Origin of the sequence: Chryseobacterium sp. C-71, from assembly GCF_020911865.1 — a bacterium.
GTDB lineage: Bacteria > Bacteroidota > Bacteroidia > Flavobacteriales > Weeksellaceae > Chryseobacterium.
Window position 1 is genome coordinate 1535019 of sequence record NZ_CP087131.1, and the last position, 14543, is coordinate 1549561.

Annotated in this window: 11 protein-coding genes; all 11 read left to right on the forward strand. The window is 37.7% G+C overall.

Features of this window, described 5'->3' with window-relative positions; translation table 11 throughout:
* The first annotated feature begins 22 nt into the window (after nucleotides 1-22).
* The 11 genes from LNP04_RS06965 to LNP04_RS07015 all read left to right on the forward strand — a co-directional run bounded on the left by LNP04_RS06965 (nucleotide 23) and on the right by LNP04_RS07015 (nucleotide 14530).
* Complete coding sequence (locus LNP04_RS06965; protein ID WP_229985816.1) at nucleotides 23-1033, forward strand: DUF4861 family protein; 1011 nt, start codon at nucleotides 23-25, stop codon at nucleotides 1031-1033.
* A gap of 12 nt (nucleotides 1034-1045) precedes the next feature.
* Entirely contained in the window at nucleotides 1046-2305 is a 1260-nt protein-coding gene (locus LNP04_RS06970) for a glycoside hydrolase family 105 protein (RefSeq protein WP_229985817.1), read from the forward strand.
* Between the two features lie 267 nt (nucleotides 2306-2572).
* Nucleotides 2573-4213 (forward strand): glycoside hydrolase 43 family protein, encoded by a 1641-nt coding sequence (locus tag LNP04_RS06975; protein ID WP_229985818.1) that lies wholly within the window; start codon nucleotides 2573-2575, stop codon nucleotides 4211-4213.
* Nucleotides 4214-4377: 164 nt separating this feature from the next.
* Nucleotides 4378-6039 carry a glycoside hydrolase family 28 protein gene (locus tag LNP04_RS06980; RefSeq protein ID WP_229985819.1) on the forward strand — a complete coding sequence of 554 codons (1662 nt, stop codon included), beginning with the start codon at nucleotides 4378-4380 and terminating at the stop codon, nucleotides 6037-6039.
* A gap of 429 nt (nucleotides 6040-6468) precedes the next feature.
* Complete coding sequence (locus LNP04_RS06985) at nucleotides 6469-7371, forward strand: alpha/beta hydrolase (RefSeq protein ID WP_229985820.1); 903 nt, start codon at nucleotides 6469-6471, stop codon at nucleotides 7369-7371.
* 5 nt (nucleotides 7372-7376) lie between these two features.
* A complete protein-coding gene (locus LNP04_RS06990; RefSeq protein WP_229985821.1) occupies nucleotides 7377-8354 on the forward strand; it encodes a pectinesterase family protein in 978 nt (325 codons plus the stop codon).
* Nucleotides 8355-8622: 268 nt separating this feature from the next.
* A complete protein-coding gene (locus LNP04_RS06995) occupies nucleotides 8623-9360 on the forward strand; it encodes a rhamnogalacturonan acetylesterase (RefSeq protein WP_229985822.1) in 738 nt (245 codons plus the stop codon).
* 193 nt (nucleotides 9361-9553) lie between these two features.
* Entirely contained in the window at nucleotides 9554-9895 is a 342-nt protein-coding gene (locus LNP04_RS07000) for a cupin domain-containing protein (protein WP_229985823.1), read from the forward strand.
* A 61-nt stretch (nucleotides 9896-9956) separates the two neighbouring features.
* The gene (locus tag LNP04_RS07005; RefSeq protein ID WP_229985824.1) at nucleotides 9957-10853 is read left to right on the forward strand and encodes an alpha/beta hydrolase; all 897 of its coding nucleotides are present in this window, start codon (nucleotides 9957-9959) and stop codon (nucleotides 10851-10853) included.
* Between the two features lie 42 nt (nucleotides 10854-10895).
* Nucleotides 10896-11801, forward strand: coding sequence for an alpha/beta hydrolase (locus LNP04_RS07010; protein ID WP_229985825.1), 906 nt, complete (start codon nucleotides 10896-10898; stop codon nucleotides 11799-11801).
* A 188-nt stretch (nucleotides 11802-11989) separates the two neighbouring features.
* Nucleotides 11990-14530 (forward strand): glycosyl hydrolase family 95 catalytic domain-containing protein, encoded by a 2541-nt coding sequence (locus tag LNP04_RS07015; protein ID WP_229985826.1) that lies wholly within the window; start codon nucleotides 11990-11992, stop codon nucleotides 14528-14530.
* Nucleotides 14531-14543 lie beyond the last annotated feature (13 nt).

The window sequence follows — 14543 nt, forward strand, 5'->3', positions numbered from 1 at the left end:
AGGTTATCTAAAATTAAAAATAATGTCAGTACAGATAAAATCAAACCTATTCAAAATAATACTAGCGGGAGCAATTTTCGCAAGCGGTTCATCTTTCGCACAGAAAAATGTGATTGAGAAAATCCGCAAAAACCCGAAAGCACCTTTTTCTTACGCAGAATTATCAATAAAAGACGGCGGAAAATGGCAGGGCAACGAGTACATCGGCGGAGCATTCAAAAACATTAATGAATTACAACTTCCGGCCGAACACACCGACCATTCTTACTACATCAGATACGAAGGAATCGGTTTGGAAAACAATCATATCGGTTACAGATTATACCTTGACTGGAGAAATGCCACAGATATTTTTGGTAAAAAAGTGAATACTCTGGTGTTGCCGGATGTTGGACAGGACGGCTTTGAAACCTATCATCACGATGCACCTTGGGGACAGGATATTTTGAAATCAGGCCGTACCATCGGAGTCGGTTCTTATGGAAGATATGATGATCAGAATGATTTTGTCGAAACTTTTAAAACGGTAAAAACCACCACTGCAAAAGTTGTTAATGAAAGCGATAAATCTTTCGCAACCATAGATTACAAAGGCTGGAAAACATGGGGAAAAGCAGTTGACCTTCAGTCGAAGCTGACAATTTTCAACAGAGACCGTTTTGTGAAAGTTGATTTAAATTTAAATGAAACAATTTCAGGATTATGTACCGGAATTGTCGCTTTTAAAGAAATTCCCATGAAAGAGGCGGTCAGTAAAAACAAAAAATGGGGCTACATTGCAACATACGGAATGCAGACTTTGGCAAAAAAAGAAGATAATCTGGGAATGGTCATCTTCTACCCTATCGGAAATTTAGATAAAATTGTAAAAACCAAATCGACTCACGTGGTGGTTTTCAAAAAGACCAAAAATGTTTCGTATTACTTTATGGGAGCCTGGTCACAGGAACCGAACGGAATTAAAACTGAGGAAGAATTCTACAAAGATTTAGACAAAAAATTAGAAATTTTAGATAATAACAATCAACTTTAAAATTGACTTACAATGAGTTTTATTAATCAAAAATTAAAAATATACGCTGTTGCGATTTTAGGTTCAGGAATGTTCCTTGCCTGTGCACAGACAAAAACAGCAACGGCTGCAAAGGCTACAACCCAAACAGCAAAATCAGGAAAAGTAGTTCCAACAAATCTGAAATGGTCTGAAAGAATGATGCTTTCTGAAATGCAGAGATTTCCGGAAGCGTGGATGCTTGATTTCAGCAAAAGCCCGAAATGGACGTATCCATCAGCGATTGTGTTGGACGGAGCTGAGCAGCTTTACATCAAAACAGGTAAAAAAGAATATTACGACTACATCAGCGGTTTCGGTGAAACTTTGATCAAAGAAGACGGTACAATCGCTACTTACGATCTTGACAAGTACAACATCGACATGCTGAATAGTGGAAACGTATTGCTTTATCTTTACGAAAAAGAGAAAAAAGACAAGTACCTGAAAGCGCTTCAAACGCTTCGTCTGCAAATCGACGGACAGCCAAGAACGAATGAAGGTTCTTTCTGGCACAAAAAAATCTATCCTTATCAGGTTTGGCTGGATGGTTTGTACATGGGAATGCCTTTCTACACGCATTATACGAAAGATTTCACAAAAGGTGCGGATGCAGCAAAAGCATATGATGATATCGTAATGCAGTTCGACTCAGTTCAGAAAAATCTTTTAGACATAAAAACAGGATTGTTGTATCACGCTTGGGACGAAAGTAAAGAACAGGCATGGGCAGACAAACAAACCGGACTTTCACCAAATTTCTGGGGAAGAGCAATGGGTTGGTACGGAATGGCAATGGTCGATGTTCTTGATTATCTACCTAAAGATCATCCCGGAAGAGTCAGAATTATTTCTTACTTAAAATCTTACGCCGATGCCGTAATCAAAGTTCAGGATAAAAAATCCGGTCTTTGGTATCAGGTTTTGGATAAGCCATTGGCAAACGGTAATTATGAAGAAGCAACTGCATCCGCAATGTTTGTTTATACAATGATCAAATCAGTAAATAAAGGATATCTTCCAAATTCATATAAAGCTGCTGCTAAAAAAGGCTACGACGGAATCATCAAAAACTTAATTACAGTTGATGAAAACGGAGTGGTAAACTTAAATAAATGTTGCGCCGTTGCCGGTTTAGGAGGGAAACCTTACAGAGATGGCTCTTACGAATATTATGTAAATGAAGAAATCCGTTCGAATGACGGAAAAGGTACCGGACCATTTATTTTGGCAAGTTTGGAATTTGAAAAATAAAAATTTAAACCATTAAGTGGATTTAAGAAGTTAAGGTTCATTAAGATTTAAATCTAAAATTTTCATTAAGCTATCTGCTTAAAGCGAGGCTCAACTTAACTATACTTAACTACTTAATAAATCCTTAATGGTGAAAAAATCTCAAGGTCTTTCTAAACAATAGCCTTTGCTGAGCAGAGCGCCTTTGCGAACGAAAAATATGCAGAGTAACAATAAAAAATCTTCGCGCCCTTTTGCGTTTAGAACCCAGACTAAAAATCTGATTTTATGACAAACAAATTTTTAAATATACTTTCAATCACCGCATTTTCCATTGCATCTTCTTATCTGAATGCACAGGAAAAACCATACGTTTCAGAAGTCTGGACTGCCGATCAGGGAAAAAATTTCAGAAACCCGATCTTATACGCAGATTATTCAGATCCGGATGTTACGCGCGTTGGCGATGATTTTTATATGACCGCTTCAAGTTTCAATGAAGCTCCGGGATTGCCTATTCTTCATTCAAAAGATATGGTCAACTGGAAATTGGTCAATTACGCAATCCAGGATGTTTTGCCGAAAGAACATTTCGCTGTTCCAAGAAGAGGTGATGCTGTTTGGGCACCAAGTATCCGTTTCCACAAAGGTGAATTCTACATTTACTGGGGCGACCCAGATTTCGGGATTTACATGGTAAAAACCAAAGATCCTCTTGGAAAATGGGACGAACCCGTTTTGGTAATGGAAGGAAAAGGTTTAATTGATTCTTGTCCGTTTTGGGATGAGGATGGACAGGCCTATTTGGTTCACGGTTGGGCAGGAAGCCGTGCCGGTGTGAAAAGTATTTTATCTTTAAACAAAATGAATCCCGAAGGAACGAAAGTTTTGGATAAGGGCGTTCATATTTTCGACGGTCATGATGCACATCCGACAGTTGAAGGTCCAAAAATGTACAAAAGAAACGGCTATTACTACATTTTCGCTCCTGCGGGAGGTGTGGCGACAGGTTGGCAATTGGTTTTAAGATCAAAAAACATTTACGGTCCGTACGAAGAGAAAATTGTTCTCGAGCAGGGAAAAACAAAAATCAACGGTCCGCATCAGGGAGCTTGGGTAGATACGCCATCAGGTGAAGACTGGTTCTACCATTTTCAGGATGTGGATGCAGGAGGAAGAATCGTGCATTTGCAGCCGATGAAATGGGAAAAAGACTGGCCTGTCATGGGAATCGATAACGATAAAAACGGAATTGGCGAACCGGTTCTTACTTATAAAAAACCAAACGTTGGAAAAACCTATCCCGTTGTAACTCCAGCGGAAACGGATGAGTTTGATGGTGAAAAATTAGGTTTGCAGTGGCAATGGAGCGCCAACGAAAACATCGTTTGGTCATCTAAACTTCCCGGACAGAAATTCCTGAGACTATTCTCCATGAAAATGGGCGAAAACGATAAAAACCTTTGGAATGTTCCGAATCTTTTAACTCAAAAATTTCCGGCTCCGAATTTTGTGGCTTCCACCAAAGTTAAATTGACTCCCGAAGATGCCAAGGAAGGAAAAACTGCCGGACTTTTGGTTATGGGAATGGATCACACATCGCTTGTTATCACCAATAAAACCGATGGATATTATGTTCAGTTGAGAAAAGCTGAAAAGGCTGAAAAAGGCGGCGAGGAAAAAGTTTTATTTGAAACCAAATTAAAAGGAAACGAAGCTTATTTTAAAGTCAATGTCAGCGAACCGAACGGAATTTGCACCTTCAGCTACAGCGAAAATGGTAAAAATTTCATCAAAGTTGGCGAAGCATTTCAGGCAAAACCTGGGAAATGGATTGGCGCCAAAGTAGGATTATATTCTGTAAGCACGCAGAAAGCAAACCGTGGTGGCTATGCAGATTTTGAATATTTTAGAATAACAAAAAATTAGATATTTCCCACAGATCTCACGGATTTTCACAGATGAATTTTAAATAAAAATCTGTTTGATCTGCTTAATCTGCGGAAGTAAATTAAAATAAAAAACCTAACGGGTTTTAAAAACCCGTCAGGTTTGAAACGAAAAAGATCAACAAAAAAATAAAAGATAACTACATGAAGAAGTCATTCAAAATAATAGGTCTGGTCGCAGCAATGATGTTTTCGGGACAGTTCTACGCTCAAAATACAGATATTTATAAAGGAATTGAGTTTAAAATGCCTAAAGTGACAGAAACTTCTTTCGCAGCAAACACCGTATCGATCAAAGATTTTGGAGGTGTTGCAGGTGGAAGTGTGAAAAATACAGAAGCTTTCAAAAAGGCAATCGACGCTTTGGTAAAAAAAGGTGGTGGTAAACTGGTGGTTCCAAGAGGACTTTGGTTAACCGGACCCATCGTTTTGCAAAGCAACATCAACCTTCATGTGGAAGATGGTGCGATGATTATTTTCAGCACAGACAAAAGCGATTATCCTTTGGTAGACGTGAGTTTTGAAGGTTTAAATACCATCCGTTGCCAGTCACCGATTTCGGCAAGAAATGCCAAAAATATTGCGATTACAGGAAAAGGCGTGATCGACGGAAGCGGTGACACATGGAGAGCTGTAAAAAAAGGAAAATTATCTGAAACTGAATGGAAAAAATTTGTTGCATCAGGCGGAATCGTTTCTAAAGACGGAAAGACTTGGTACCCTTCAGAAAGCTATAAAAAAGGATTTGAAAGCAGCTCAAGTTTCAACGTTCCCGATAAAATCAACAAATCTGAACTGGAATCTGTGAAAGACTTCCTTCGTCCGGTAATGGTGAGCATCGTAGGTTGCGATCAGGTACTTTTGGATGGCCCGACTTTCCAGAATTCTCCGGCATGGAACCTTCATCCATTGATGACTTCCAATTTAATTTTAAGAAATCTTACCGTTAGAAACCCTTGGTATTCTCAAAACGGTGACGGTGTAGATTTGGAATCTTGCAAAAATGTTCTGATCTACGACAATACTTTCGATGTGGGTGACGATGCGATCTGCATTAAATCAGGAAAAAACGAAGACGGAAGAAAAAGAGGAATGCCAACTGAAAACGTAATCATCAAAAATAATATGGTTTATCACGGTCACGGAGGTTTCGTAATCGGAAGCGAAATGTCTGGTGGTGCGAGAAATATGCATGTTTCAGACTGTACTTTTATCGGAACTGATATCGGACTTCGTTTCAAAACGACTCGTGGAAGAGGTGGTGTTGTTGAAAATATTTATATCAAAAACATCGACATGATCAACATTCCGACGCAGACAATTGGTTTTAATATGTTCTACGAAGGAGCTTCTCCGGTTTTGGAAGACGGACAAAAAGCGGAAGGAAATAAAGCTTCTGAAAAAGTATATCCAGTAACGGAAGAAACGCCGGTTTTCAGAAATATTTATTTTAAAAATATTACCGCAACCAATTCTGATGAAGCCATTACGCTTTTCGGTTTGGCAGAAATGAATCTTAAAAATATCGTGATTGAAGATTCTCAGTTTGAAACTAAAAAAGGCTTAACCATTGTAGACGCAGACGGAATTCAGTTGAAGAATGTAAAATTAAAATACACTGAAGGAACAGGAACAACCATCTTGAACAGTAAAAATATAGATCTTTCTACCTTAAAACTAGAATCAGATCAAAAACCAACCATCAAAGTTCTGGGAGCAAAAACCACATCGGTAAAACTTCCAAAAGATGTAAAAGGTGAGCAACTGAGCATTTCGAAAGAGATTGCGAAGAATGCGGTGAAGTAATTTGAGATTTGAGATTTGACGTTTGAGATTTGAGATTCGGGATGCGAGTTTCGGGATTCGAGATTCGAGATTCGAGATTTGAATTTGAAGTTTGGGATTCAAAGTCTCAAAGGGACGATTTTCTAAAGGATAGGATGCAATCCTATCAAGATAGAATATTAGATTTGAAATTTTGATGAGAATTCAGTGCAAAGGAAAAATTTTAATTTTTCAACTGATGTGTTCTAAATATTCTCAAACATTTAAGCTTGAAGTTAACTAATGTGTCAAAAAACTTTTGTGGTTAGATCAAACTTTTTTGAACTTGTATTTTCAAAGTTTTAAACTTAAAAATTGCAAGAACCTTTTGTGACTTTTGACTTCGTCGAATCTGGCGATTTGTGGTTAAACTAAAAAGTTGCGGTTGAACAAAACCAAATTAATTTAAAAATGAGTTTTCACAAACTATATTTTCTTTTTGTTTTTTTTGTAGGAGCAACAGCATTCGGTCAGACAAAGCCGAATGCTACTCCTTACACAAACGAAGCAACGTATGAAAAACTTAAGAAAAAACATCCGTTCATCACTCCGCTGAACAGACCGGTTCCGCCCAACATCGGGATTGATAAAGATGTAGAATATTCCAACGTCAACGGACTTTCCCTGAAAGCCGACATCTACTACCCTCTTGATAAATCCAAAAAACATCCGGCGATCGCACTGGTTCACGGTGGTGGCTGGATCTCAGGAAGTAAGGAAAACGAAAAATATATGGCGCAGGAATTGGCTTCAAAAGGTTATGTGGCGATTGCTGTCGGCTACCGTTTAAGTGAAGTCGCAAAATATCCTGCAGCGATTGATGATGTGAATAATGCTATTGAGTTTTTAAAGAAAAACAGAAAAAAATATGCTGTTGATACCAAGAAAATTGGAATCTTAGGCGAATCAGCAGGTGCTCAGATTGCAACGTTGGTAGGTGTGAAATCAAAAGGAAAAATTAAAGCGATTGTGAATGTTGACGGAATTGTTTCGTTCATCCATCCCGAAGCTGAGGAAAGTACGTATGCTTCTTTTTTGTTGGGTGGCGACAGAAATGTTAATCTAAAAAACTGGACTGAAGCTTCACCGTTGGAATTTGTCGACAAAAAAACACCTCCTACCCTATTCATCAATTCTTCGCAACCCCGCTTTCATGCAGGAAGAGACGACATGATGAAAAAACTGAAAAGCTATGAAACGTTCACAGAATTTCACGAAATCAAAGATACACCTCATTCATTTTGGTCTGCAGAACCTTGGTTTAGCGAAACTTTAGATTTGACGGTTAACTTTTTAGATAAAACTTTAAAATAAATTTTATGAAGAAGTTTCTTTTCATCGTATTGGTTTTATGTGTTCAATTATTGTTAGCGCAAAAAAATCCATATATAACGATTACGGTCGCACAAGACGGAAGCGGACAATTTACCACCATTCAAAAAGCGATAATATCTATCAGAGATCTTGGTCCGGGTGAAGCTTTGGTTAAAATAAAAGCCGGAACGTATAATGAGAAGATCGTTATTCCATCTTCAAAACATAAAATCACTTTACAGGGCGAGAGTAAAGAAAATACAATCATTACCAACGACGATTATTCAGGCAAGATGGATGCTTTAAACCAAAAAATGACGACTTTCAATTCGTACACGCTTTTGGTAATGTCTGATGATGTGAAAATTTCAAACCTTACCATTCAAAACTCATCATGCAATCAGGGACAAGCTGTTGCGTTACATGTGGAAGGTGACCGTTTTACCGTCAAAAATTCTAATATTTTGGGATGTCAGGACACAGTTTACACTGGCGGAAATCACAGCAGGCAATATTATGAAAACTGTTTCATTGAAGGAACAACCGACTTTCTTTTTGGTTCGGCAACCGTTGTTTTTAAAAACTGCACGATTAAAAGTTTAGCCAATTCTTATATCACTGCTGCATCCACAGACCAAAGTAAAGAATTCGGATATGTATTTTTAAATTGTAAATTGATCGCCAAAGAAGGCATCAACAAAGTTTTTTTGGGCAGACCTTGGCGACCATATGCAAAAACAGTTTTTATCAATACCGAAATGGGAAATCACATCGTTCCCGAAGGCTGGAATCCGTGGAAAGGCGACAAAATGTTTCCCGACAAAGATAAAACCGCTTACTACGCAGAGTTCGGAAGCAAAGGGGAAGGCGGAAAAACCGACAACCGTGTTGCCTGGTCGCATCAATTGACAAAAAGAGAAGCAAAAAAATATACCATTAAAAATATTTTAGGCGACTGGAAACCGGAGATGAGTAGTAAGTAATTGATAATGAGCAATCTAAAGCTATATAAATATAACAGCTAGTATTCGCAATGTCATGCTGAGCTTGTCAAAGCATTTCACAAAAATAAAACCATACAATGAAAAGCTATTTACCGCAAAAGAAACAAAAGACGTTTGAGAATGATGGATAATCAAAAGTTTGCAAAATGAAACTTTTACATTTTGTAAACTTTTGACAGTCTTATTTTTAATTATTTCTTTTGATTCTTTTGCGGTTTAAAATTTTTCACATTAAATAAAAATTAAAATGAAAAAAATACTTTTACTTCTAAGCATCATAATTTCAGCATTATCGATAGCACAAAAAAAACCAACCTTATTCCTGATTGGTGACTCCACAATGTCAAATAAAGACAATCCTGACAGAAATCCTGAACACGGATGGGGACAGGTTTTAGGACAGTTTATGACCACCGGAATTGAAATTCAGAACCACGCTATGAACGGCAGAAGTTCAAAGAGTTTCAGAACAAAAGGACGATGGGATAAAGTAGAAAAACAATTGAAAAAAGGTGATTTTGTCATCATTCAGTTCGGTCATAATGATCAGAAACTGAAAGATTCAACAAAATTCACCAATCCACATACGCAGTACAGAGCCAATCTGGAAAGATACGTGAACGAAACCAGAGCAAAAGGAGCAACCCCCATTCTGATGACTTCAATTACAAGAAGAAATTTCAATGAAAATGGTGTTTTAATCGATACTCACACAGATTATCCTTTGGTGGTAAGAATGGTTGCAGACGATATGAAAGTTGCTTTTGTTGATATGCAGTTACTGACCGAACAAATGGAAATTGCAGCTGGTCCTGAGAAATCGAAACTGTTGCATCTTCACTTTAAAGCTGGCGAAAACCCGTACTATGATAAAGACAAAGCTGATGATACCCACTTATCAAAATTAGGAGCAGAAACTGTTGCTAAACTGGCAACAAAATCTTTGAAAGATTTAAAAACCGGCTTGGAAAGGTATATTAAATAAATGTCCCACAGATCGAACAGATTTTCAAATACTTAAGTACAAAAAATTATCTGCTCTATCAGCAAAATCTGCGAGAGAAATCAACAGTTATTTTGTCATCCTGAAAGGATCTCTGCGTACTTTTCACAGTTAAAATGCTTACATTATGACAAAGTAGTTACAGACAAGTTTAAAATTCAAAAAAATCAATACAATGAATTTCAAAAAAGAACCATTTTTCGACGGCAGTTCCGAATGGGAAAATTTAGGAGACGGCGTTTCCAGACAATTTGTAGGATACAATTCTCAGGTCATGATGGTCATCGTTCAATTTGAGAAAGATGCGATCGGAACTTTACACCAACATTTTCATTCCCAAATCACCTACGTTGCCGAAGGAAAATTTGAAGTAACCGTCGACGGCGAAACCAAAACTTTAAAAAAAGGCGACGGATTTTTTGCCCAACCCAATATTTTTCATGGGGTAAAATGTTTAGAATCAGGAAAATTGATTGATGCTTTTACACCTTTTAGAGAAGATTTTTTGAAAGATTAAACTTTACAAAATCAAACCTCATAGGTTTTAAAAACCTGTGAGGTTTATAATTTAGCCACCAATGAAAAAAATATTTTTTTTACTCATCATCTTCCTTTTCAGTGAATTTTCCGCACAGGAAAAGCTTATGTTCTGGCCGAAAGGTGAAATGCCCAATTCAAAAATATTAGCTTCAAAAACCAAGAAAAAGAAAATCCTTGCAGAACTGAAAGAACCTGAACTTTTCGCATTTCTTCCTCCCATAAAAGAAAGAAAACAGATGTCAGTTATTATCATTCCAGGTGGCGGATATTCAAAACTGACTTACGATGAGGGTGCATTTCAGATCGCAAAATGGATGAATACTCAGGGAATTTCTGCATTCGTTTTAAACTATAGATTGCCAACCTCTACCGATTTAATTCAAAGAGAAATTGCTCCGTTGCAGGATATTCAGGCTGCTATCAAATACATCAGAAAAAGCTCGGCTCAATGGGGAATTTCTCCCGATCAAGTGGGCGTTGTCGGAACGTCAGCAGGCGGACATTTGGCAACAATGGCCAGCAATATTTCTAAAGATTACACAGAATTAAAAGGCGATTGGGAAAACATTTCCCTGATTCCGGATTTTGCAATTCTCTTTTGTCCGGTCATTGATCTGGGCGAATATGCTCACAAAGGAAGTCGCGACAGTTTGTTAGGAGAAAACGCTTCTCCCGAAAAAATCAAGGAATATTCCATGCAAAATCTCGTGACCGACAAAACGCCACCAACGATTTTGTTTCATAATCAGGATGATACAGCCGTTCCGCCGATGAACAGCATTTTGTATTTCAAGGCAATGACAAAAAATAAAGTGAAAGGAGCGATGTTTATTTTTCCTAAAGGCGGGCATCGGTTTTTTGTCACCGATAAAGATCCTCTGAACGAAAACTGGAAAAAACTTTGTGCAGACTGGCTTTTCACTATTAGTAAATAATTGGTAATGAGTAATAAAATTCTGCCCCTTAATTTTTTAACTATGAAAAAGTTCATTTTAATTTTCAGCATATTTATTAGAATTCAAATTTCAGCTCAACAGAATATAGCGGTTTGGGAAAAAGGAACAATGCCCAATTCCAAGGGTTTAAAATTAAACATTATTGAAGAAAAAGAAGGACGGATTACGCAGATTCAGGAAGCTGAACTGTTCGCTTTTCTGCCTGCCAAAGAAGAGAGAAAAAAGATGGCTATCATCGTCATTCCAGGCGGTGGATACAGACATCTGACCTATGATTTGGGTGGATATTCTTATGCAAAATGGCTCAATACTTTAGGAATTTCAGCTTTTGTCCTAAATTACCGTTTGCCTACTTCTCCGGATTTAAAGAAAAGAGAAATCGGTTTGTTACAAGATATTCAGGGTGCGATAAAATTGATCAGAAAAAATGCGGAACAATATGGAATTTCACCTGATCAGATTGGAGTTTTAGGAACTTCAGCGGGTGGACATTTGGCGGCCATGGTAAGTAATATTCCGATTGATTATACTGAATTGAAAGGCGATTGGCAAACAATTTCCACAGTGCCAAATTTTGCAATTTTAGTTTCCCCGGTCATTGACTTGGGTGAATTTGCGCACAAAGGAAGCCGAGATAATCTATTGGGAGAAAACGCTTCTGCAGAAAAAATCAAAGAATATTCCATGCAAAATTCGGTAACTGAAAAAACGCCACCCACGATTCTATTTCATGCTCAAAATGACAAAGCCGTTCCCGTCATCAACTCAATTTTATATTACGAAGCGATGATTAATAATAAAGTGAAAGGTGCAATGTTTATCTTTCCAGAAGGCGAACACAACATCGGGATTTCCAACAAAACTGTGCTGACGGATAACTGGAAAAAAGTTTGTGCAGACTGGTTGGGGAATATGGGTAATAAGTGATGGGTAATGAAGAAAATATAACGCAAAGATTTTATTTAAAACTGAACTAAGTTTAAGGAGCAAAGGTTGCGATAAATCGCTGATGAAGCTTGAAAGATATTCTTTGTCAAACTTTTTTCTTTTTAATTAAAAGAAATTATACATTAGCTTAAAATCAATTCATTGATTATCCTTTGCTCCTTAAAATTATGCAGACTAAAACAAAATCTTTGCGTAAAAAAACAACGAATCAAATCATCAACAAAATTTATAAAATGCTAAAAATCATTCAACATAAAATCATTTTACTGACTTGCGGAACATTGATTTCTGTTTCAACATTTTCACAGCAGAATCTCAAATTAACCTACAGCAAACCTGCAGAAAACTGGAACGAAGCTTTACCCATCGGAAACGGAAGATTGGGAGCCATGGTTTTTGGGGGCGCGATTCAGGAACATCTTCAGCTGAATGAAGAAACAATTTGGGCAGGCGAGCCGGGGAATAATGTTCCGAAAAATACGTTTGACAGCATTCAGAATATAAGAAAATTATTGAATGACGGTCAGTTCGAAGAAGCCCAAAATCTGTCCAACAGAACCTATCCCAGAGCTGCTCCAAAAGATTTAAACTATGGAATGCCGTACCAGACAATGGGTGATTTGTTTCTGGATTTTAAAGGTCATGAAAATTTTAAGAATTACAACCGTTCTTTAGATATTGAAAAAGCGTTAAGCACAGTTTCTTACGAGGTAAATGGCGTGACTTACAAGCGTGAAATTTTCTCATCTTTTGTCAATAATGTGATTATGATTAAGTTGACTTCCAGCAAAAAAGGAAGTTTAAATTTTTCTGTCAACGCTTCTACTCCACACAAGGTTCATTCGGTTTTTACAGATAAAAACCAGTTGATTATTAGCGGGACAGGTGGCTCTGTGGATAACAAGATCGGAAAAATTAGATTTAAAACTGTTGCCGTTCCAATTTTAAAAGGTGGAAAATTAACATCAACAAAAGACAAACTCAATATTTCCGGGGCTGATGAAGTGGTTCTGTATGTTTCGATTGCTACCAATTTCAAAAAATACGATGATCTTTCGGGAAATCCTGATGCAAGAGTTTCAGAATATTTAAAATCAGCTTTAAACAAAAAATATGACGCTGAATTAAAAGCACACATCGAAAATTATCAGAAATATTTTAAACGTGTAAGTTTGAATTTAGGAACAACCGGGCAGGCAAAAAAAACAACTGACGTTAGAATTAAAGAATTCGGAAATTCACAGGATCCTGATTTGGTGGCTTTATATTTCCAGTTTGGGCGTTACCTTTTGATCTCCTCATCTCAACAGGGAACTCAGCCCGCCAACTTGCAGGGAATCTGGAATGATCAGCTGAATCCGGCTTGGGACAGCAAATATACAGTCAACATCAACACCGAAATGAACTATTGGCCTGCGGAAAATACCAACCTCAGCGAAATGCACGAGCCTTTGTTTGATATGATTCAGGATTTATCGGTGACAGGAAAAGAATCTGCCAAGGAAATGTACCATGCAAGAGGCTGGAATATTCATCACAACACCGATCTGTGGCGAATAACGGGAGTTGTTGATGGCGGCTTCTACGGAATGTGGCCGATGGGAGGAGCGTGGCTGACCCAACACGTCTGGAACCATTATTTATACACCGGAGATAAAGAATTTTTAAAGAAAAACTATGAAGCTTTGAAAGGTTGTGCTTTGTTTTACTTAGACGTTCTGCAACAGGATCCTTCCAAGAAATATCTGGTGGTTTCACCATCAATGTCGCCGGAAAATAAATACTTCAAAAATGTAAGCATCACTGCAGGAACGACGATGGATAACCAATTGGTTTTTGATGTTTTTAATAATTTCATCAATGCTTCAAAAATTTTAAATTCAGATAAAGATCTTTCCGATGAAGTAAAATCGGCTTTATCTAAACTTCCGCCAATGCAGATCGGGCAACATGGTCAGTTGCAGGAATGGCTTACTGATATGGATAAAACCGATGATAAACACAGACATATTTCGCATCTATACGGCTTATTTCCATCAGGACAGATTTCACCTTTCAGAAATCCTGATTTGACGGCAGCAGCAAAAAATTCAATGATTTTCAGAGGAGATAAATCCACAGGCTGGTCGATGGGCTGGAAAGTGAACTGGTGGGCAAGATTATTGGACGGAAACAGGGCTTTTAAATTAATTTCAGATCAATTATCACCTGCTCCTACCGATAATAAAGGGGAATCCGGCGGAACATATCCTAATCTTCTGGATGCACATCCGCCTTTCCAGATTGATGGAAATTTTGGATGTACTTCAGGAATTGCTGAGATGCTTTTGCAAAGTTATGACGGATATCTTTACCTTTTGCCTGCCCTTCCCGATGCTTTGCCAAACGGTTCTGTGAAAGGTCTGAAAGCAAGAGGCGGTTTTGAAATCGATATGGACTGGAAAAATTCCAAGCTGACGAAACTGGTTGTAAAATCGGATTTGGGTGGAAAGGCAAGAATCAGAGTGGCAAAAGGTTTAAATTTAAAATCCAAAACAAATTTCACCTCAGCAAATGGATCAAATTCCAACGAATATTATCAGGTGGATGTGATTAAAACGCCTTTAAAATCGGACAAAACAGAGCTGAAAGATTTTGCAGTTCCGGAAACAGAAATGTTTGATTTTAAAACTGAAAAAAGCGGAGTTTATAGTTTTGAAGTGAAGTAGATTCGCACAGATT